Below are 19,557 nucleotides of genomic sequence, written 5' to 3' on the forward strand. Positions count from 1 at the left end.
ATGAAATTATTAGCCCCATTCTTTATTACTTTTTAAAACTAAAAACAATACGAATAAACCAGACATAATAGCAAATACATTAGAAGCTTGTATTCCTTGGTCACTTTTTGCTTCTTTCTTCTCTTCCGGCTCTTCTTTTTTCTCTTTCTTTTTCGAAATGACTTGATTGTTATTATCTTTATCTTTTTGAGCCTTCGTTTTATTTACTTCCTTATTGTCTGTGAGAGGCTCTTTTATAACATAGGTAATTTTTTCTTTCTCTTTCAATGGTTCTTTTATAAGATCGTTTACTTTCTCTTCTTTTTTCGGAATTTGAACAACTGGTGGTTTTTCTTCCTGAAGCGGTATTTCTACTTTCGAGTCTTCCTGCTTCTCAGTTTCTTTCTTATCTTCTAATTTATTTTCTAATTTATCTTCATTCTCTCGTTCTTCTATCTTTTTATCCTCTTCTGTTTTTTGCTCCAAAACAGAAACGATATACTCACTTTCCTCAACCAGTTTATTGCCGGCCGCATCCACTATCTCTACAAGTATTTCGTATGTCCCGATTGGCAACGCATCCGTTATTTCAAATACTTTTTGCCAATCCATATCGCGCTTATTGTAATCTAATAAAAATGTAATCTCTTTATTTTCTTTTCCTTTTAATGTAACACGAACTTCTTTCACAGCTGATTCTACGTCTGTTGCCTTCACTCGTACACGTATAGAATCGCCTTGTTTCCGTTCAATTACGTTTCCCTTCGTCTCATCAATCGTAACTTTATGCAACTTCGGTAACTCTTTATCTAGAGTTGGCATTTCATTATTTATACGAATAAGCGGGACTTTCACTTCATTTTCTACAAGCTCTTCTTTCTCATTTTCTTTGTAACTTTGAATGAGCTGAAGATTCCAATCACCTTGCAAATCAAAAATCTCGACCTTGTAGTTAGCAATCCATAGCTTCGTTTCCTCTTCATACTTAAACGATAACATTCTTTCTTGTTCATACTGATCGCCGTTTTTTGGCAAGCGCAAAATACCTTTTATACTTTGAACATTTTGCTCTTTCGGTTCTACAATAAGCTGCACTTCTTCGCCAACTTTTAATTCTGGCTTATTTACTGTAATAACCCCTTGATCCGTCTCTATCTTTTTTTCGATTTCTTGTTCATTTGCTACTTCTTGTTGTTCCTCTTTATCTTGATTCACTTCCACTTGCTCTGGTTGCTCTTGAACTTCTTTGTTTTCTTCTTGCACATTCACTTCATTTAATTTTTGTTCTGGCACATTTTGCTCTTCCGCCTGACTTTGCAGCGGGAAGAGCAAGCACATATGTATGCATAGCCAGCAAATTAGAAAGAACTTTACGCTTTTCATCTACTATTTCAACGCCTTATAGTGATTTCGTCACTTTTACTCCGAAAAATCCATCTACATTTACAAGTTCACCATACGCCACCAATACATCATTTACATAAATACGAATTGGCTCGTCAATATCCTCATCTAGTACAACCGCTTCATTCTCTTGTAAACTTAAAATATCTTGAATTGTTTTCACTGTGCTTCCAAATACAAATTTCACATTCATTTCTACATTTTGTAAGATGGATGTGTCCATGTATACTGGTTCCATTTGTTTTACTTCTTTAAATTCAATAGGTTGCACAACAGGTTCTACAATTTTTTCTTCTTCAATTTCTTCCGTAACAATCTCTTCTTCCTCTTCCATCATTGGATATAGAAGTCTTCTTACCATTTCTTTCGCTTCTGAAATCGGTAAAATTTGATACATTTTCGATTGAAGCAGGTCGCCAATTTCAAGGTTGAACGTAATTTGGACGAGTTCGTCCACTTTCATTGACTCTCCCAAATATTCCATTTCTTCTTTTAACGTTACGAATTTAACATTTGGTGGTGTCATGTCCATTTTTTCTTGAAACATTTCTGACATCGCCGTCGCAGCATGCCCCATCATTTGGTTCATGATTTCTTTAATACCGCTCAGTTCTAATTCACTAAGCTCCTTCTCTGGATCAACTTCCCCTGTTCCCATCATCATTAAATCTACCATTGTTAAAGCGACATCTTTCGTAAATACGAATACATTCTCATTCTTTAGTCCTTCAACAAAATCAACATTTAAAATAACAAATGGGACTGGTACTCCGTCATAATGACGAACATTGATTGATTCTACATTGGGCGTACTAATTGTAACTGGCTGATTTAAAAGTGTTGACAATACTGTTGAAGCGGAACCAATTGAAATATTTGCAATTTCACCAAGGACATCTTTCTCTTCTTGTGTTAAATGCTCTTTTTCAACTTGTTCTTCTACAATCTCAGTTTCCACTACTTCTGCTGGCTCTTCTTGCTCTTCTACGTCACCAGATAATTGCATTAATTTATTTACCATTTGTTTCGCATGATCAACTGAAACAATTTGCACAAGTTTAGAATTTACAAGATTATCTATCTTTAAATCAAACGATACTTTAACAATCGTTTGATTCCCATCGATTTCAGAGATTTTCTCCATTTCTTCTGATAACTTTACAACTTTAATTGTCGGCGGAGACATATCTACTGTATCTTGGAAGAATTCAGACATAGATGTAGCTGCGAACCCCATCATTTGATTCATCGCTTCTTGTACAGCACTTAGCTCTAATTCACCAAGTTCTTTTCCGTCTTCCACTTCACCTGTTCCCATCATCATTAAATCAGCAATCGATAATGCAACATCTTGCTTAAGAACAAGAAGGTTTTCCATATCTAATCCTTTTGTAAAATGAATGTTTAATACAACGTGTGGAACTTCGACGTCGCTTGAATCATATAAATCTACCAATTCTATGCGAGGAGCAGTAATACTTACTTGCCTATTTAAGATTGTTGATAATACAGTCGAAGCTGAACCAAATGATATATTTGCAATTTCGCCAAGAATATCGCATTCTTGAGGCGTTAAATGCTCATTTTCTTTTTCTAGCACAATTGTGCTCGTATCCCCTTTTGTGTGTTGCTCAGGCATTTTCTCTGCCTCCTCATTTCTGTTTTTCTATCAAATGATATAAACTCTCATTTTATTTTAACAAACTTATTATATAAAACGTTAATATGTATTTATTCCCATTTTTAGATTAGTAACGATTAACCAAAAAGCTCCCCAATTGTATACAAGTGGGGAGCTTTCCTTCATTCCTATTATAAACCTTCTGGGTTTAAAATGAGGACCACTCGTCCATCACCGAGAATCGTCGCACCAGAGAAATAATTAGAACTCTCTGCAAAGAAGTCACCTAATGACTTTAGGACTATTTCTCTTTGACCGATAATTGTGTTTACAATAAGTCCATAGCTGCGATGTGTATTACGAACAATTAACACAGGAACCATTTGACCATCATATGACGCAAACGCCTCATCTACTGTTTTCTCACCAAATACAGTACTTAAATGCTTCACTTCAATAATTTGATTACGGTAATTTAACACATCTTTTCCTTGTAAGGATTGGATGTCTTCCCTCTTAATCCGAATTGCTTCAACAATATTACCAAGAGGGAAAGCATAACGTTTATCATTCGTTTGAACAAGCATAGATTGAATAATAGACAACGTTAATGGCAGTTCAATTCTAAATGTACTACCTTTTCCTTCTTCAGAATCAATAATTAAATGTCCACCTAAACTATGGATCGTATGTTTCACTACATCTAATCCAACGCCACGCCCAGAAAGGTCTGATACAACTTCAGCTGTACTAAATCCTGGTTGGAAGATTAAATCAAATACTTCACGGTCCGTTAATTTATTTGCCTCAGATTCTGTTACAACACCATTTTTAATCGCTTTTTCTAATACTTTCCCTTTATGAATACCATTTCCATCATCCGTAATTTGAATAACGACATGATTTCCACTATGAAACGCTTCTAATTTAATCGTACCTGTCTCATTTTTACCTGCATCACGACGTTGTTCAACAGTTTCAACACCGTGATCAATTGCATTACGAATTAAATGAACGAGTGGATCTCCGATTTCATCAATAACAATTTTATCAACTTCGGTGTCTTCACCTGTAATTTGTAAATCGATTTTCTTCCCTAAATCTTTCGCTAACATACGTACCATACGTGGGAAACGATTAAAGACTGTTTCAATTGGCACCATACGCATGTTTAGTAGTACATTTTGAATATCTTTTGAAATATCACCTAATCGATTTAAATGCTCAATTAATTCCTTGTTTTGAATTGCTTGTGCCAATTCATCTATACGGCCACGCTCAATTACACTTTCTTCAAACATGTTCATTAATCTTTCAATTTTTTCTAATTGAACACGTATGGAACGATTTTCCACTTTACCATTTTTCGTTTTTGCAGCGCTTTTAGCTGGTGCAGCATTAGCTGATTGCTTCGATTCTTCTTTAGTTGGTTCCACATGCGTAGCTACTTGTATATCTTCCTGCACGGCTTCTTGTGTACCCAATTCTTTCGAGACTACTTCTTTTAATGTATGTCCTTGCTTCACTTCTACTTTCTCAATTTCAGAAACATGAAGCACTACTTGTTTTAATTCTTCTTCACTTTGATCAGTATCCATAAATACTGTGAACTCAAACCCGAAAGCATCTGCTTCAATTTCTTCAATACTTGGAACTGTTTTTTGTACATTCCCTACATTTTGCAGTGCTTCAATACACATAATTGCACGTACTGCTTTTAAAATAGCTTGTTGCTCAACAGTTATAAGCACTTCATGTGAAACTGCATCATTATTTATAGGTTCTTGCTCAATATATTCCGCAGGAGTTTCTACATTGCCATTCAATAATGCTTCTAATTTCTGCTTAGTTGTAATTACATCAATATTGCCCATTCCGCCTTGTTGCACATCTGCAACCATCTTCTCCAAATTATCAATGCACTCAAAAATCACATCAATAATCTCTGCATTTACAACTATATTCCCATGACGAATTTCATCTAAAACGTTTTCCATCTTATGCGTTAAATCCGCCATTTCCGTAAATTCCATACTCGCTGACATACCTTTGAATGTATGGGCTGAGCGGAATATTTCTCCCACAACATCCATATCAGTGGGATTTTGTTCTAAAGTTAGCACATTTTCATTTAGCGATTGTAAATGTTCTTCTGATTCCTCAAAAAATATATTTAATAGATCTGTTTGCATTTTAATCCCCTACCTGTCTAACAAACATTTCATTCATGTATAACAATTTAGTGTTTTAAAGCAAGAAAAAAGGGGGCCACACGCATATCCGCTATCAATGTTTAGATTCCTTGTGGCACCCCTTCTATATTAGCTGTTTGCTACTTTTGTTAAAGCTTCGATTACGCGATCTGCTTGGAATGGCTTTACAATAAAGTCTTTTGCCCCACCCTTAATTGCATCTAATACCATACCTTGTTGTCCCATTGCAGAACAAATAACAACTTTTGCACTTGAATCAATTTTAATAATTTCTTTTAATGCTTCAAGTCCGTCCATTTCTGGCATAGTAATATCTAATGTAACAATATCAGGTTGAAGTTCTTTATACTTTTGAATTGCCTCTACTCCATTTTCCGCTTCTCCGATTACTTCAAATTCAGAATTACTTTTTAATAAGTTTTTAATCATCGTTCGCATGAACATCGCATCGTCTACAACTAAAATTTTATGTGCCATTCTTTTTAATTCTCTCCTTCTATGTATAAATATATCTTAATATTTCACCTTATCATTCTCACTCATTATACAAAATAAAATGATAAAATTTAATATTTTTTTAAAAGAATTTTCGTATTTTCATTATTTTATTATTAAAATGATAATATACTATTCTTTTATGTAAATGACAACGCGACGGTTTTTCTCCCAATTTTGCGGTGAATCATTTGGTACAACTGGCTTTGTGTCTGCATATCCTACCGCAGCTAGCCTTTTATCATCCACATTATACACTTCGATTAAGTGGTGAATCATATTTGCTGCTCTTGCTGAAGACAGCTCCCAGTTAGAAGGGAATTTGTCATTATGAATAGGTCTACTATCTGTATGCCCTTCAACAACAATAGGATTTGGTACTGATTGGAAAAACCCAACTAATTGACTTATTATCTCTTTCGCTTCTGGTTTAACGTTCGCGTCACCCGTATCAAATATTAAATTATCTACTATAACGACGCTTACTCCTGTATCCTCTCGATATACATTCACTTGACTAATACCGTTATTATCTACATATGCTTTTAACTTTTTATATAATTCGTCCATTCTCTTTTTAGAGACCATTTTTTCATCATTTTTTTCATGTGAAATATCTGGTATTGTATTTTCCATTACTTTTGCATCTACTTGCTCCACGTCACTAAACTTTTCAAGCATCTGTGACAATTTTACTGCATCCTGCTTTGATGTAGCAACTAGTAATACAAAGAAAGTTAATAATAACATCGTTAAATCTGTAAAAGTCGTCATCCAACGAGGCGATCCCTTTTGCGGTCGTTTCATCATCACCATACCACTCCTTGCAATATTAGGCTGCTCGTTTTACTTTTTTTATCTTTGTTTCGTATACATATGTATCGAGTTTCAACTTTAATTTAGAAGGGATTTGACCGCGATATAATTCTGAAATCGCTTCAATAACAAACTTCTTCTCTGTATATAAATCTTCAATACCACGATACACTTTTTCAGCAAGAGGGATTGCAATCATATTCGCAAGTACTGACCCATACAATGTCGTTAACATCGCAACTGCCATCCCTGTACCAATTTGCGATGTGTCTTGCAAGTTTTGAAGCATAATAATAAGACCGATTAAAGTACCTATCATGCCCCAAGCTGGAGCGAAATCGCCAATTTTATCTAATAATACTGCCCCTTTTCTTAACTCATACACTTCCGTTTCAACATCTTTCATTAACACTTCTTTTAATTCATCTTCATCGTAACCACTTAACATTAATCGAATTCCTTTTTGAATAAAAGGATTGTCTACTTGCTCTCCATCAACTTCTAAAGAAAGTAGGCCGTGTTTTTTAGACTTTTTCGAAAAATTCACAAACAAATCCGTTAACTGTTCTAAATCTTCTTCTCTTCTATGTAAAACAGTAAAAATACTTTTCGTATATTTTTTTATTTCTCCAAATCGATATGCCACAACAATTGTCGCTGTAGTTCCCCCTATGACAATTAAAATAGATGAAACATCTAAAAAGTTTTTAAAAGCTTTTATTCCACCGCCGCCAAGCATAATTGCCGCTATTACAATAGCAAAACCTACTATAATGCCCACTGGGCTAGAAATATCAAACTTCCTTTTTTTTCTTTCTGGCCTAGCAAACACTTGATTTTCGTCTCCCATATTCCTGCCCTTCCCTTTTCATTTTTTTAAAACATTTTTTTATTTTAATAATGCGTTTTCACATATAATAAGTATTATACGCTTATCATCTATTTATCGCAATATACTCATAGAATTGACACATTTTATTTCCATATTAGAATTATAGTATAGATATATGAGGAGGATCACGATGGAACATAACATTTTACAAGTCATTGCACTAGCCGAAAAACTAAAATATGAAATGCGACATAGCTGGCTTTCTAACGGCCGTCAAGAAAGCGTTGCTGAACATACGTGGCGCATGTCTCTAATGGCCATTTTAGTTGAGCCTTATTTAGATCAAAAAGTAAACATTGAAAAATTACTTAAAATGGTCATTATTCACGACCTAGTCGAAGCTGAAGCTGGTGATATTCCTGCTTTTGATACAATGAATAGTTATGAATTACAATTACAAAAACAAAAAAATGAGCAAGAAGCAATTTTAAATATTAAACGCACATTAAAAGGTTCACTCGGCATGGAATTATATAATTTATGGATGGAGTTTGAAGCGAAAGAAACATACGAAGCAAAAGTTGCTAATGCACTTGATAAGCTTGAAGTAAAAATTCAGCATAACGAAGCTGATATTGATACGTGGCTACCAATTGAGCATAAAATGACTTTCCAAGTAGCAAAGCATACAAACTTTGATTCTTTCCTATCTAAATTACAAAAGATCATCGAACAAGACGGAGAAAAGAAATTATTAGATGCCGGCATTGACGTGGAAGCTTGCAAACAATAATGAAAAGACACTCAATTTGAGTGTCTTATTTCATTATTGTTGATATAGCTTGCTTGTAAATAAGTTGTTGTTTTCCATCAACTAACATTAAAACGGTAAATTTGTCTATCGCAACAACTTCTCCTACTATTCTAACGCCACTCTTTAAAAAAATTGTAACAATACCTTTTTCTTCTTTTATTTGTTTATATAGCTCTTCTTGTAAATGTTCCAAATACTTTTCTCTCCTTTTTTACGGAATATCTTAATATAAAAAACTACAAATTACTTATTTATGTACTTTATCTTTTACATTCATAAACTTATTAATAAGTATATCTAAATCTCGGCTAAATAACAAAACTTTATCATGATCCAATCCGTGTCTAGCAACAAGTTGAATTAGCTCTTTCTTTTTGTTTTCTATTTTATTGTGTAATTTTCCCATCTCCATCTCTTTACTAAAACTCCCTTTTCCCATAATATTACTTGTAAAATTATAGTACAAATCCACTCATAAAAAAATATAAAAATGGTTTTTTTTACAATTTTTATATTTTTTTATGAACAAATCGCAAAATATATAGCAATTCATTCACATATCCCTAGCTAATTATACAATCAAAATGACCATACAGGCGTTTGTCTAATTACTCAAGAGACTGGCTCCATTTCCATACAAAAAACATACTGTATACAGTAGTCCATGAAATATATAGATTAACTTACTCAAAAGGAGGAAAACATATGAGTTATGGTGGAAGTTGCGCTGGTTTCGGCGGTGGATTTGCTTTGCTTATCGTACTATTCATCCTTCTAATCATCATCGGATGTAGCTGTTGGGGTGGCGGCGGATACGGATACTAATATATCCTATCCTTAACAAATGAACGAAAAACTATAAGAAAACAGCTCATATTTGAGCTGTTTTTTCATACTTTCGTATGAAGTTATGTCCCTCCTTTTTCTGATTTCAACTAATAAAAAACAGTTTACTATGAAATCAGAAACATTTTTATTAAGGAGGATTACAATGATTAAAGGTCTTTACGAAGCGCATTTACCTGTCCGCAACTTAGAGGTATCAATATCTTTTTATGAATCACTTGGACTGAAATTATATAAAAGAGGAGATGATATTGCTTTCTTTTGGATTAAAGAAAATGAAAGTTGGCTCGGCCTTTGGGAAGGCACAGAATACAAAGTTAATTATCACCCCTCTTTACGACACATCGCCTTTCAAGTAAGCTTACATGATTTAGAACATGCGATACATTGGCTAAACAAAAAAGGCATTTCAGCACGAAAAGACTTCGGAATGGAACCAATTGAGCCAATTGTTTTTCCAACATTAGCACATGCCGCCGTTTACTTTAACGACCCTGATGGAAATATTTTAGAATTGATTGCACAATTACCTGTCGGACTCCCTACAGATGAGAAAGTGTATTTAAGCGAATGGAAAAAACGGGTTCAAGCCTCATCATTACATAAGGATTAATCTTTTTATGTCAGTTTCTTATTCCACACTTCTTAAAACAAATACTAACTTCAAAAAACTATTTTATGGGCAAACGTTAAGTGTACTTGGGGATTGGTTTCATACAGTAGCTTTATTAACATTCGTCTATGGCATAACGGAATCGCCGTTTATGATTGCACTCACCTTTATAAGTAAAAGTTTGCCCCAACTTCTTCTTAGCCCCTTCATAGGCGGAGTTGTAGATCGTTTTTCTAAAAAGAACATTATGATTTTCACCGATATTACACGAGGAATTCTAGTCCTTACATACTTATTCGCAAACTATAAAATTGAGATTATTTTCATTGCTAATATATGTTTATCTGTACTTTTTTGCTTATTTGAGCCGGCTAAACAAGCAACCTTAAAAAATATCGTATACCAACATCATTTCGTAACTGCTAACTCTCTTTCTAGTACAATAAATGGTTTTATGTCTATTATGGGGGCTTCTTTAGGCGGGATACTTGTACAATCTTTACATATTGAATTCGCTTTTTTAGTAAATAGCTTTTCATACTTTATTTCAGCCTATTTTATTTATAATATGAGTGTCCCTACTCATGATACTTGTAACGAAAACAAAGCATTTCTTACTGATATAAAAGATGGTTATACATACATTTTACAAACTAAAATCATTTTAACGTTAATTCTTATCGGCATTTCATGGGGCATAATTGGCGGCGCTTATCAGCTACTTTTAACGATCTATGCCGAAAGAATTTTCCACACGAATATTGGAATTTTATATACAGTTCAATGGGCTGGGCTTATGATAGGGAGCCTCCTCGTTAATCTTTATATATCTAAAAATGAAGAAAAAATGAAAAAAGTATTCGGTTGGGCCTACTTCCTACAAGGAGTTTTCTTTCTCGGATTCATTTTATCCGATCAACTTATTATCGGTATCATTACATTGCTCTGTATGCGTATAGCAGGAGGAATCATCATACCACTTGATACGACATTACTTCAAACTTACACGAAGGACAATATGATGGGTAAAGTTTTTTCATTCCATTATTCCATTTACGGATCTCTTATTCAGTTATCTATGTTTTTTACAGGAGCGCTTTTAGAAATTCTTTCTCCGCAAGTTATCGGTACCTTGCTAGCTATATGCTGTATTTTTGTTAGTTTTATTTGGCTGTTCTTATATTATCGTGGGAAACTTAATGAAGAATCTACCATCACTTAATAGCATGTTTATGTACATGCTATTTTTATTTATGTCGAAATATAATGGAAAAAGGCGATTTATTTTACTTACGTTCTAGTTTTTTAGAACGTACAATAAATTTAGATTATAAGAAAGGAGATGTCATAATGTTTGACGATAGACTTACTATTTCAGCTGAACAGCAGAAGCTCATTTCCAACGCAACTCGCATTCAAATTCTTCATCTTTTAAAAGACGAAGCACTCACTGCAAAACAAGTAGCTACTAAACTAAATAAATCTGCTGGTAGCGTACATTATCACGTTCAAATTTTATATGATGGAGGGTTACTTGAATTAGTAAACACGAAAGAAAAACGAGGAATTATTGAAAAATATTATAAGGCAAAATCTGCTCATTTCTATATTGAAGAAAGCGGCACAGAAGGAACGAATACAGGCAGTCATATTGTATCTCATTTATTTTTAACTCCAGAGGAATTACAACAGCTTACTTGGGAAGTTTCACAAGTTTTATTACGCTGGGAAAACAAAACCGCTCGTCAATCAAACTCCGAAGAGGAATACGCTATTTCCTGCATGATTAAAAAACAATGAAAGAAAGGTCCAGCTGCTCATGAAAAATAAATTATTATTATTGTCGGGAACAGGAATTTCTCGTTTAGGTGATTTTATGTATCTCATCGCTCTAAACTTAATGGTATTAAATAGCACAAATTCCCCTGCTGCTGTAGCAGGATTATGGATTGTAGGTCCAATTGCAACCGTTGTTACAAAAATATGGTCTGGTAGTATAGTAGATCGGTTAAACAAACGATCCATTATGCTCATAACAGATATAATTCGGGCAGCTCTTATTGCCTGCATTCCACTATTTGATTCTATTTGGGCCATTTATATTTTTATCTTTTTAACTCGTATCGCTACATCCTTTTTCGATCCAGCTTCATTTTCTTATAGAACAATGCTCATACGAGCTGAAGAACGCGCTCAATTCAACGCTTGGAATAACTTTTGTACAAGCGGGGCTTTTATTATCGGTCCAGCCCTTGCTGGAATACTTCTCACCACGTACTCAACATCCTTTGTGATTTACTGCAACTCACTTTCCTTTCTACTTTCTACTATTCTCATTTATTTCTTACCAAACATTACATTACAAACAAAGCAAAACGAAGAGGTTGCAAATACTTTCGTACAAACATTACGAAGTGATTGGAAACAAGTTTTTTCATTCGCTCGAACGGAAACTTACATCATTCTCATATTCGTTTTATTTCAAGCTACTATGCTTGTTTCTATGGCACTCGATTCACAAGAAGTTGTATTCACAAATCAAGTACTGCTTTTATCCGACATGGAATATAGCATGCTTGTTAGTATAACTGGTGCTGCTTACGTTTTCGGCTCATTTCTTGTTTCCCTCTTTGCTAAACGATTACCGATTCAATATTGTATCGGATTCGGTATGATATTTACAGCAATAGGTTATGTAATTTTCGCCTTTTCAAATTCATTTATCATTGCGGCAGGCGGTTTCATTTTACTGGGTATTTCTTCATCATTTGCTGGTACTGGATTTATCACATTTTATCAAAATAACATCCCGGTTCATATGATAGGACGTATTGATAGCGTATTTGATTCTATAAAAAATTTCATCCAAATCTTTTTCATTTTAGCAATTGGAGCATCCGCACAATTTCTTTCCGTTCAAATTACTGTAATCAGTAGCTCGTTACTCATTCTTTTCCTTTCCTGCTTATTAGCAATCCGGGTAATGACCCCTTCACGAGAAAAATATTTTAAAGCTACCGGGTCATCATTGGAATATTAACTGCAACATAAAAAGCGGCTATTTAGCCGCTTTTTCCCCGTATTAAAGGACAGTAAGCCCTCACTGATTAAAGTTTCACTTTATGTTAAAATATGTATTGGATCTGATTATGTAGGAGGGCTATTTTGGAGATTATATTCATTTTCATATGTATTATATTAGTAGCTTCTATTTTACAAACAAGTACAGGTTTTGGCTTTTCTATTATGGCAACACCTTTCTTACTCATGCTATTTCTACCACAAGAAGCTATACAAATAAATATCATTTTATCATTAATTATTTCCATATCACTCATCTGGAAAATAAGAATGGACATTGATTTTATTCTACTGAAAAGATTAATTTTCGGCAGTATAGTTGGTGTTCCTTTTGGTATTATCATTTTTAATTCTATTAACATCAACACATTTAAATTAGCAATTAGCATCCTACTCTTACTATTAACGTTGATGCTAATATGCAACGTTAAGATTAAATCAACACAATCTAGAGATTTCATAGTTGGCGGATTATCTGGTCTATTAACGACAAGTATCGGTATGCCAGGACCACCCCTGTTACTTTACTTTACAGGAACTGATACGAAAAAAGAGAAATTAAGAGCAACCACTTTAGCTTTTTATCTATTTATATATTTCATTAGTCTACTAACTCAAATACTCTTTACTGGCACAAACAAAACAATTTGGGAATCCAGTTTTTATGCTATTCCAATCGTATTTCTAGGTTTGTATATAGGTCAAATTATTTTCAAATGGCTTAATCAACGGATTTTTAAAATATTTACGTACATCCTTTTGAGTTGCACCGGTATGTATCTTCTTATTGAAAGTTTGCATTTGTTATAAGTAAGCTCTTCAAGATAATAGATGCTTTAAATGGTACAAAAACACATTGACTTAAACGATAAAAAGCGGCTATTATGCCGCTTTTTATCTTCACTTAAACTAACGTTTCATCACACAGCTCTGTTACATTTTTAAAGTACTGCAAGTTCTCCTTCGCTTCAGCTTCATTAAATAAATTGAGCTGTTTCATTATTTCAGCAGCGAATTCAACGTACGCAGATCCTACCGCTGTTATAATTTTCCCATCAACGGTTACATCTTTATTTTGTTTATATTCCCATTCATGTAAATGCGCTAATTGTTTTTCATCTGGTGTTAATGATGTCGAGAATTTCTTCTTATTAAGTACTCCTGCTGCATGTAGTAATGATGTCCCTGCACAAATACCTGCTATCCATTTATTTTGCTTATGTAATTCGTTCACGATAGTTAACAATTGTTCATTTTCTAAATGGTCAAAAATATGTCCCCCTGGTACAATAAACACTTCATAGTCTGCCAACCTCAATATGCTCGATAGCGACATGTGGTTGACACAAAAAACCACCTTCTCCTGTAACTGTTTTTCCTTCTACAGTTGCTGTTATTATTTCAAATTCCTTACTTATCAAAAATAAACTCGCTATATTCACTTCAAATTCTGCAAATCCATCAAATAAAAAGATTAAAGCTTTTTTCATATTATCTCCTCCTTCTATACTTATTCGAAAACAATCATATTTCTCCTCCAAAAAAGGCAGACCTACATGTAGGTCTGCCTTTTTATTCATTTCTTATTAAGTCCTTTTTCACTTAAAAACTCTTTCATATGCATTCGTTTTTCTTTAGACATAAACGAACTCATTGATTCCGTCCATGTTACGTTTTTCTTATTTGATGATCTTGCTTTGTAATACGAACTCATCGTTTCATCGTATTCGTTTAGTAATTCATCATATTTCTTTTCATCATACCCATTTTCATGTAGAATTGCCGCTACTGGTAAACGTGGTTTCACTCCATGATCTTCATCTGGTACACCCACTGTCATTCCGAAAATAGGATATACTTTATCTGGTAAATGAAGCAATTCACTTACTTCTCTCGGATTATTACGAATACCACCAATATAACATATACCGTATCCTAACGATTCTGCTGCTAGCGCTAAGTTTTGTGCGAAAAGTGAAGCATCTACCGTCGAAACGATAAAATCTTCTACTCCTTCATGCTTTATCTCGGTACCATGTTTTTCACATGCCATTTCAAGACGTTTTAAATCTGCACAACAAACAAAGAATGCTGCGCAGTCCTTCACGTGACGATTTCCGGATAACTCTGCTAGTTTAGCCTTTAAGTCTTGATCGGTTACATATATAACAGAATACGCTTGTACAAAATGCGAGGAAGCGGCATGCTGCGCAGCTTGCACCATTCTTTCCACTACATCTTTCGGAATTGATTCTTCTTTATATTTACGAACTGACACGTGTTGCTCCATTTTATGTATGATCTCATTCATGAAAAACACTCCTTTTTCTCTTCATAATGAAAAATTAACATATCTTTTTCAATATTCACAACTTATAAGCACAAAAAGAGCAATTCTTTTTGAATTACTCTTTTTAAAACGCCTATTAGTACGGTAAATGAAATTATATCGACGATTCGACAAAGGATATCGACTTACCGACAAATAAAGACACACTCACGCCGAATTATTCCTTATCTTATTACGCCGTTTTCAAAACTTTAATACCTTTTACGATATTCCAAATGAAGTAATAAATCCCTACAAGAACGAACACCGCATATGTGATCATCATTCCAATTCCAGCACCATCCGATTGATTGAAGCTTAAGCCATATATGCCGGATACTGCTAAGCCACCAAATAAAATCGCATACGGGAAAATATGTGACCAAAATGCTTTTTTCGCGTGGTATTTCACTTCATCCTCCGCAACGAAGTACACGATAATTGGTAGTAAAAATGGTGCAAAAAAGATACTAAAGTAACATAGTGAAGATAATATATTATTTCCTTTCATCCGATTCACCTCTAAATAGTTTTTGTTATCTTCATTATGTCAAGAATCCATTGTAGAAACTATCGCTTTACCTTTCATAAACATGACATATTTGTAAGATTTCCATCAAAAATAATCCCGCCTGGATTTCGAGGCGGGATTATTTTCTCTATATTCGATTCATAAACCAATATTGCGTAATGGCTAAATACTCTCGTATATTCGATGGAATGACAATTCGCTTCGGTGTTTCAGCCGGAAGGCCTTCTAATTGTAAACCTTGTTTTGCTGCTATTTTTTTCGCTCTAAACATATGGAAATCGTTTGTTACGATCATTCCTTTTTTCATATCGCTCGGAATTAACGGTTTTGAGAATGTAATATTCTCATCTGTACTCGTTGATTTATCTTCCATTATGATTCGGTCTTCTGCAATTTTTAGTTTCATTAATCCATTTTTCATTGCTAATGCTTCTGAAATATCTTCCCCTTTTCCTTTCCCTCCAGATACTATAGCAATTGTTTTCTCATGTGATTGTAAATACTCAGCTGCTTTATCAATACGATATTGCAATGAGTACGATGGTTTCGTTCCGTTGACTTTCGATCCTAATACAATTATATAATCCGCATCGTAGGTAGCATTCATTTGCCCATGCTTATAAATGTTATATTGTAAAAATCCCGCATAAACGGCGCAAACCATTATAATTCCTATCATATACTTCATTATTTTCTTCTTTTTCATATCCTTATTCTCCTAAGTTCTTTGCTTCTTTCATGATAATATCCATTTATTTGTTTGTATACAGACAAATTCCAATTCATCCTAATTTATCCTCTGGAAAGTAATATTTATATTTCTTTCGGGAACAGTAAGTACAACTTTGCACGAAGGAGTGTCTCTATTGCTTCTCTTTTTATGTAACGTATCGTTCTTTTTTATCTTATTTTTACTATCACTTAAATTGCTCGGTAAATCCGCTTTAGCACAACTAACTCCCCATGATTTTGGTGCTATTATCTTTTTATCTTATTTAGCTTTTCAGGCCATACCAGTCTCTGGTGCTTTGCAAGCTTTTCTTGGTATGGTCGTTATTACATGTTTGCATTTACTTCTTACAAAATTAAGCTTACTAAACAAACTAAATCGTTTCATTCTCGGACATCCTATCATTTTAATTAAACATGGTGACATTATTTTTGAGAACTTACAAAAAAGTAGATATCCAATTGCTGAACTACTTTCTAATCTTCGCGTCGCAGGATATCCAAGTGTTCACGAAATTGAATACGCTATTTTAGAAGCAAACGGAGCCATTAGTATTTTACCAAAGCGTGAGCTTGTACCATTAACTCCAAAAGATTTGAACATAGATGTTACGTATGCCGGATTACCAATTGCCCTTATCGTTGATTCGCAAATTCAATACGATAACTTAAAGTTAATTCATAAAGACGAAAAATGGTTATATAAAGAATTAAAAGAAAAGGGCATCACTAATATTAAAAGCGTTGCTTTCGCGTCTGTTCAAGAAACAGATGGATCTTTTGCGATTAGTTTAAAAGCATAAAAAAATCCCCTTACTTGCTCAAGGGGATTTTCTTCATTATATCGCTTCTTTCTCTCCCGCCATATTTAATGGAACAGGATGTTTCATACGATTCATCGTAAATACGATAATCGCTGTCAATACTTCAGCTACTGGCATAACGAGCCAAATTCCATTTATCCCAAATAATTTTGGCATAATCCATAATAATGGAATAATAAATAGTAACCCTCGGCTCATTATAATCAGCACTGATTTTGTCGTTTGTCGCACGGATTGGAAGTACTCTCCATACACAATGTTATAGCCTAAAAATACATATTGGATAAAGAACAGGCTAATACCCGTTAATGTTAACTCCAACAACTCTGGAGATTGGACATCAAATAGACCAATAATATATTTCCCGAAGAATAATCCGACAATTATTGCAATACCACCGAGTACTACCGCAATTTTTACAGCGAACTTTAATCCTTCACGCAATCTCTCTGATAAATTTGCGCCGTAATGGAAACTAGCAATCGGTTGTAATGCTGCTCCAACACCGAAGAATAATAGTAATGTCATAGCGTGAATACTATTCACCATCGCATAAGAAGCGACTCCAACTTCTCCTGCATATTGAACGAATGCGATATTAAAACCGATTGTTACAATCGCTACTGTACTTTCTGCTGTAAAGCTCGGGAAACCGATTATCATAATTTGTTTCACTGTATCCCACTCAAAATGAAATTTCGTCCATTTTAAAATACTACTTTTTCTAAAGAAATGAGATAATAATACAAGGAAACCAATCGCTGCTGAAAGAATAGTCGCTGAAGCAGCTCCTGTTACGCCCCATTCAAAAATGAATATAAAGATATAGTCAAACACTATATTTAATACAGCCGTTACAACTAGACCTGCCATTGCTAAATTAGGATTTCCGTCATTTCGTATAAATGTACTTAAAATATTTTCTAAAACGTATATCATTCCAAACATTAATAACACATGTAAATAGTCTAACGCATACGGTAAAATCACTTCGTTTGCACCGAATAAGTATGCTATATCTTCTATTCTCCATAAACAAATCGCTGCTAAAACACCTACGATCATTACTGCTACCGTCATGGATTGCGTAAAAATAGACCTTGCTCTTTCTATTTTATTTTCACCTAGAGCAATGGAATATAACGTTGCTCCGCCCATTCCAATCCATAATGAAATAGAGAAGAAAATTGAAAAGGCTGGAATAGCCACGTTTACTCCTGCTAATCCGTTTGCTCCAACTCCCCTACTAATCATAACCGCATCAATCACAATATTAACTGACATTAATACCATTCCAAGAACGGCTGGTATTAAATATGAAATAAATAAACTTTTTATCGGTTTTTCTCTTAACTTTTCTGTTGTTTCCATCATATAAATGCTCCTTTTTTCAATGCTCTGTTCACAGTTTAAACCTTAAAGTTACTTGAAGGTCAATAGAGAATTTGAAAAATAGGTAACTTAATTATTCTGTTTGATGTCAATTTGTAATGATACGAGTTCTAAATCTTATTGCTTTGTTTTTTCATGATAGGAATTTGAATTTCAGTTACTTGCTCCTCTGGATTTTCTGTTACAGACCAATCAATTAATGCAATCTCAATCGCATCTCCACTTACTTCGTATCCTTCTTGATCAATATATTTCATTAATTTCTTATATGTTTCATCCGTTTCTTCATATGGGCCGTGATGGTATACACAAGCGAACATACCTTCTTTAATTTCATCTGAGCTATGTACTTGAAAAGGCATGTAATCTAACAGAATGAAAACACTACTATATGCTTGAAACTCATTTTGCATTAATCCTTTTTTCGCAACTGTTACACCGATGTCTCCAGAGAATAAACTATCATCCATTTGTCTCATATTTTTTTGCAGCGAATGAATATAGTACTCAAACATATCATCCGTCGTATTCGGGGCAACCGCGATGGCTGTAATTTTCCTCTGCGGGATCTCTTTAATTACCATTTGTTCAGCTTTTGCTTTTGTTGCTTCTTTAATTAAATGAATTCTATGCTCCATTTTCGCCAAAGCATACTCAATTTCTCTTTGTTTTTTCAACATCATTTCTTGTTGTTTCTCCAGTAAATTAAGTGCGTACGCTGGATTTCTTTCATCAATATATTTCTTAATTTCCTTTAATGGAATATTTAATTGGCGTAAAAACTTAATCGCATCTAATAGTGAAAATTGATCGATTGTGTAATAACGATAATTCGTTTGCGGATCTACTGTAGACGGATGAAAAATACCTTTTTCATCATAATAACGTAATGTAGATTCTGCTATATTATGCATTTTTGCCATTTCTCCAATTGTAAAGCGTTTATTTAATAACATCTTTTATTTCCTTCCATTTCTATTTATTTCATTATATGTTCATTCTGTCTTCAAAACAAAAAAGAATTCCCCTACGAGAAT

Annotated in this window: 21 protein-coding genes and 1 pseudogene; 8 read left to right on the top strand and 14 right to left on the bottom strand. The window is 33.9% G+C overall.

Going from position 1 to position 19,557, the window contains the following annotated elements; all coding sequences use genetic code 11:
- Positions 1 to 9 precede the first annotated feature (9 nt).
- The 6 genes from AC3WTI_RS09790 to AC3WTI_RS09815 form a co-directional block, all read right to left on the bottom strand.
- Positions 10 to 1,362 carry a transglycosylase gene (locus tag AC3WTI_RS09790; protein WP_097840425.1) on the bottom strand — a complete coding sequence of 451 codons (1,353 nt, stop codon included), beginning with the start codon at positions 1,360 to 1,362 and terminating at the stop codon, positions 10 to 12.
- Between the two features lie 16 nt (positions 1,363 to 1,378).
- On the bottom strand, positions 1,379 to 3,022 hold the full coding sequence (locus AC3WTI_RS09795; protein WP_087958203.1) for a flagellar motor switch protein: 1,644 nt from the start codon (positions 3,020 to 3,022) through the stop codon (positions 1,379 to 1,381).
- Between the two features lie 173 nt (positions 3,023 to 3,195).
- The gene (locus AC3WTI_RS09800; RefSeq protein WP_087958202.1) at positions 3,196 to 5,196 is read right to left on the bottom strand and encodes a chemotaxis protein CheA; all 2,001 of its coding nucleotides are present in this window, start codon (positions 5,194 to 5,196) and stop codon (positions 3,196 to 3,198) included.
- Between the two features lie 129 nt (positions 5,197 to 5,325).
- Positions 5,326 to 5,694 (bottom strand): response regulator, encoded by a 369-nt coding sequence (locus AC3WTI_RS09805; RefSeq protein WP_000940576.1) that lies wholly within the window; start codon positions 5,692 to 5,694, stop codon positions 5,326 to 5,328.
- A 150-nt stretch (positions 5,695 to 5,844) separates the two neighbouring features.
- A complete protein-coding gene (locus AC3WTI_RS09810; protein ID WP_000977945.1) occupies positions 5,845 to 6,522 on the bottom strand; it encodes an OmpA family protein in 678 nt (225 codons plus the stop codon).
- Positions 6,523 to 6,544: 22 nt separating this feature from the next.
- The gene (locus AC3WTI_RS09815) at positions 6,545 to 7,378 is read right to left on the bottom strand and encodes a flagellar motor protein MotP (protein ID WP_097840424.1); all 834 of its coding nucleotides are present in this window, start codon (positions 7,376 to 7,378) and stop codon (positions 6,545 to 6,547) included.
- Positions 7,379 to 7,550: 172 nt separating this feature from the next.
- Here AC3WTI_RS09815 and AC3WTI_RS09820 point away from each other — a divergent pair, with 172 nt between their 5' ends.
- On the top strand, positions 7,551 to 8,153 hold the full coding sequence (locus AC3WTI_RS09820) for an HD domain-containing protein (protein ID WP_087958200.1): 603 nt from the start codon (positions 7,551 to 7,553) through the stop codon (positions 8,151 to 8,153).
- A gap of 25 nt (positions 8,154 to 8,178) precedes the next feature.
- Here AC3WTI_RS09820 and hfq read toward each other — a convergent pair whose 3' ends face one another.
- Both hfq and AC3WTI_RS09830 read right to left on the bottom strand, forming a co-directional pair.
- On the bottom strand, positions 8,179 to 8,367 hold the full coding sequence (hfq, locus tag AC3WTI_RS09825; protein ID WP_000400660.1) for an RNA chaperone Hfq: 189 nt from the start codon (positions 8,365 to 8,367) through the stop codon (positions 8,179 to 8,181).
- Positions 8,368 to 8,421: 54 nt separating this feature from the next.
- The gene (locus AC3WTI_RS09830; RefSeq protein WP_002096752.1) at positions 8,422 to 8,640 is read right to left on the bottom strand and encodes an aspartyl-phosphate phosphatase Spo0E family protein; all 219 of its coding nucleotides are present in this window, start codon (positions 8,638 to 8,640) and stop codon (positions 8,422 to 8,424) included.
- Between the two features lie 239 nt (positions 8,641 to 8,879).
- Between AC3WTI_RS09830 and AC3WTI_RS09835 the strand changes: the two genes are divergently transcribed.
- The 6 genes from AC3WTI_RS09835 (at position 8,880) to AC3WTI_RS09860 (ending at position 13,524) form a co-directional block, all read left to right on the top strand.
- Positions 8,880 to 8,999: a YjcZ family sporulation protein gene (locus tag AC3WTI_RS09835; RefSeq protein WP_000120179.1), complete on the top strand. Its 120-nt coding sequence runs from the start codon at positions 8,880 to 8,882 to the stop codon at positions 8,997 to 8,999.
- Between the two features lie 166 nt (positions 9,000 to 9,165).
- On the top strand, positions 9,166 to 9,633 hold the full coding sequence (locus AC3WTI_RS09840) for a VOC family protein (RefSeq protein ID WP_097840423.1): 468 nt from the start codon (positions 9,166 to 9,168) through the stop codon (positions 9,631 to 9,633).
- A 7-nt stretch (positions 9,634 to 9,640) separates the two neighbouring features.
- Positions 9,641 to 10,855, top strand: a complete 1,215-nt coding sequence (locus AC3WTI_RS09845) for an MFS transporter (RefSeq protein WP_253621531.1) — start codon at positions 9,641 to 9,643, stop codon at positions 10,853 to 10,855.
- Positions 10,856 to 10,983: 128 nt separating this feature from the next.
- Positions 10,984 to 11,433 carry an ArsR/SmtB family transcription factor gene (locus AC3WTI_RS09850; RefSeq protein WP_097840421.1) on the top strand — a complete coding sequence of 150 codons (450 nt, stop codon included), beginning with the start codon at positions 10,984 to 10,986 and terminating at the stop codon, positions 11,431 to 11,433.
- Positions 11,434 to 11,452: 19 nt separating this feature from the next.
- Positions 11,453 to 12,673, top strand: a complete 1,221-nt coding sequence (locus AC3WTI_RS09855; protein WP_097840420.1) for an MFS transporter — start codon at positions 11,453 to 11,455, stop codon at positions 12,671 to 12,673.
- Between the two features lie 125 nt (positions 12,674 to 12,798).
- Positions 12,799 to 13,524 (top strand): sulfite exporter TauE/SafE family protein, encoded by a 726-nt coding sequence (locus tag AC3WTI_RS09860; protein ID WP_097840419.1) that lies wholly within the window; start codon positions 12,799 to 12,801, stop codon positions 13,522 to 13,524.
- A 94-nt stretch (positions 13,525 to 13,618) separates the two neighbouring features.
- Here AC3WTI_RS09860 and AC3WTI_RS09865 read toward each other — a convergent pair.
- From AC3WTI_RS09865 to AC3WTI_RS09880, 4 genes and pseudogenes are all read right to left on the bottom strand, one after another.
- Positions 13,619 to 14,204, bottom strand: a pseudogene (locus AC3WTI_RS09865) (DJ-1/PfpI family protein).
- Between the two features lie 86 nt (positions 14,205 to 14,290).
- Positions 14,291 to 15,025, bottom strand: coding sequence for an oxygen-insensitive NADPH nitroreductase (gene nfsA / locus AC3WTI_RS09870; protein ID WP_087958193.1), 735 nt, complete (start codon positions 15,023 to 15,025; stop codon positions 14,291 to 14,293).
- A 211-nt stretch (positions 15,026 to 15,236) separates the two neighbouring features.
- Positions 15,237 to 15,554, bottom strand: a complete 318-nt coding sequence (locus AC3WTI_RS09875) for a magnetosome magnetite crystal formation protein family (protein WP_087958192.1) — start codon at positions 15,552 to 15,554, stop codon at positions 15,237 to 15,239.
- A 148-nt stretch (positions 15,555 to 15,702) separates the two neighbouring features.
- Positions 15,703 to 16,281: a YdcF family protein gene (locus tag AC3WTI_RS09880; protein WP_097840418.1), complete on the bottom strand. Its 579-nt coding sequence runs from the start codon at positions 16,279 to 16,281 to the stop codon at positions 15,703 to 15,705.
- 160 nt (positions 16,282 to 16,441) lie between these two features.
- On the opposite strand from AC3WTI_RS09880, the gene AC3WTI_RS09885 reads away from it, so the two are divergent.
- Complete coding sequence (locus AC3WTI_RS09885; protein ID WP_087958190.1) at positions 16,442 to 17,107, top strand: DUF421 domain-containing protein; 666 nt, start codon at positions 16,442 to 16,444, stop codon at positions 17,105 to 17,107.
- Positions 17,108 to 17,143: 36 nt separating this feature from the next.
- On the opposite strand, the gene AC3WTI_RS09890 is transcribed toward AC3WTI_RS09885, so the two are convergent.
- Entirely contained in the window at positions 17,144 to 18,499 is a 1,356-nt protein-coding gene (locus AC3WTI_RS09890; protein WP_087958304.1) for an MATE family efflux transporter, read from the bottom strand.
- A 131-nt stretch (positions 18,500 to 18,630) separates the two neighbouring features.
- Positions 18,631 to 19,476 (bottom strand): MerR family transcriptional regulator, encoded by an 846-nt coding sequence (locus AC3WTI_RS09895; RefSeq protein WP_097840417.1) that lies wholly within the window; start codon positions 19,474 to 19,476, stop codon positions 18,631 to 18,633.
- Between the last annotated feature and the right edge of the window lie 81 nt (positions 19,477 to 19,557).

The sequence above is a fragment of the Bacillus sp. EB106-02-03-XG38 genome (assembly GCF_058792175.1).

Coding starts and splice junctions, on each gene's coding strand:
- AC3WTI_RS09840 (WP_097840423.1), top strand. CDS start 9,166: ATGATTAAAGGTCTTTACGAAGCGCATTTACCTGTCCGCAACTTAGAG.
- AC3WTI_RS09875 (WP_087958192.1), bottom strand. CDS start 15,554: ATGAAAGGAAATAATATATTATCTTCACTATGTTACTTTAGTATCTTT.
- AC3WTI_RS09855 (WP_097840420.1), top strand. CDS start 11,453: ATGAAAAATAAATTATTATTATTGTCGGGAACAGGAATTTCTCGTTTA.
- AC3WTI_RS09800 (WP_087958202.1), bottom strand. CDS start 5,196: ATGCAAACAGATCTATTAAATATATTTTTTGAGGAATCAGAAGAACAT.
- AC3WTI_RS09810 (WP_000977945.1), bottom strand. CDS start 6,522: ATGATGAAACGACCGCAAAAGGGATCGCCTCGTTGGATGACGACTTTT.
- AC3WTI_RS09895 (WP_097840417.1), bottom strand. CDS start 19,476: ATGTTATTAAATAAACGCTTTACAATTGGAGAAATGGCAAAAATGCAT.
- nfsA (WP_087958193.1), bottom strand. CDS start 15,025: ATGAATGAGATCATACATAAAATGGAGCAACACGTGTCAGTTCGTAAA.
- AC3WTI_RS09820 (WP_087958200.1), top strand. CDS start 7,551: ATGGAACATAACATTTTACAAGTCATTGCACTAGCCGAAAAACTAAAA.
- AC3WTI_RS09805 (WP_000940576.1), bottom strand. CDS start 5,694: ATGGCACATAAAATTTTAGTTGTAGACGATGCGATGTTCATGCGAACG.
- AC3WTI_RS09850 (WP_097840421.1), top strand. CDS start 10,984: ATGTTTGACGATAGACTTACTATTTCAGCTGAACAGCAGAAGCTCATT.
- AC3WTI_RS09795 (WP_087958203.1), bottom strand. CDS start 3,022: ATGCCTGAGCAACACACAAAAGGGGATACGAGCACAATTGTGCTAGAA.
- AC3WTI_RS09890 (WP_087958304.1), bottom strand. CDS start 18,499: ATGGAAACAACAGAAAAGTTAAGAGAAAAACCGATAAAAAGTTTATTT.
- AC3WTI_RS09835 (WP_000120179.1), top strand. CDS start 8,880: ATGAGTTATGGTGGAAGTTGCGCTGGTTTCGGCGGTGGATTTGCTTTG.
- AC3WTI_RS09880 (WP_097840418.1), bottom strand. CDS start 16,281: ATGAAAAAGAAGAAAATAATGAAGTATATGATAGGAATTATAATGGTT.
- AC3WTI_RS09790 (WP_097840425.1), bottom strand. CDS start 1,362: ATGAAAAGCGTAAAGTTCTTTCTAATTTGCTGGCTATGCATACATATG.
- AC3WTI_RS09845 (WP_253621531.1), top strand. CDS start 9,641: ATGTCAGTTTCTTATTCCACACTTCTTAAAACAAATACTAACTTCAAA.
- AC3WTI_RS09815 (WP_097840424.1), bottom strand. CDS start 7,378: ATGGGAGACGAAAATCAAGTGTTTGCTAGGCCAGAAAGAAAAAAAAGG.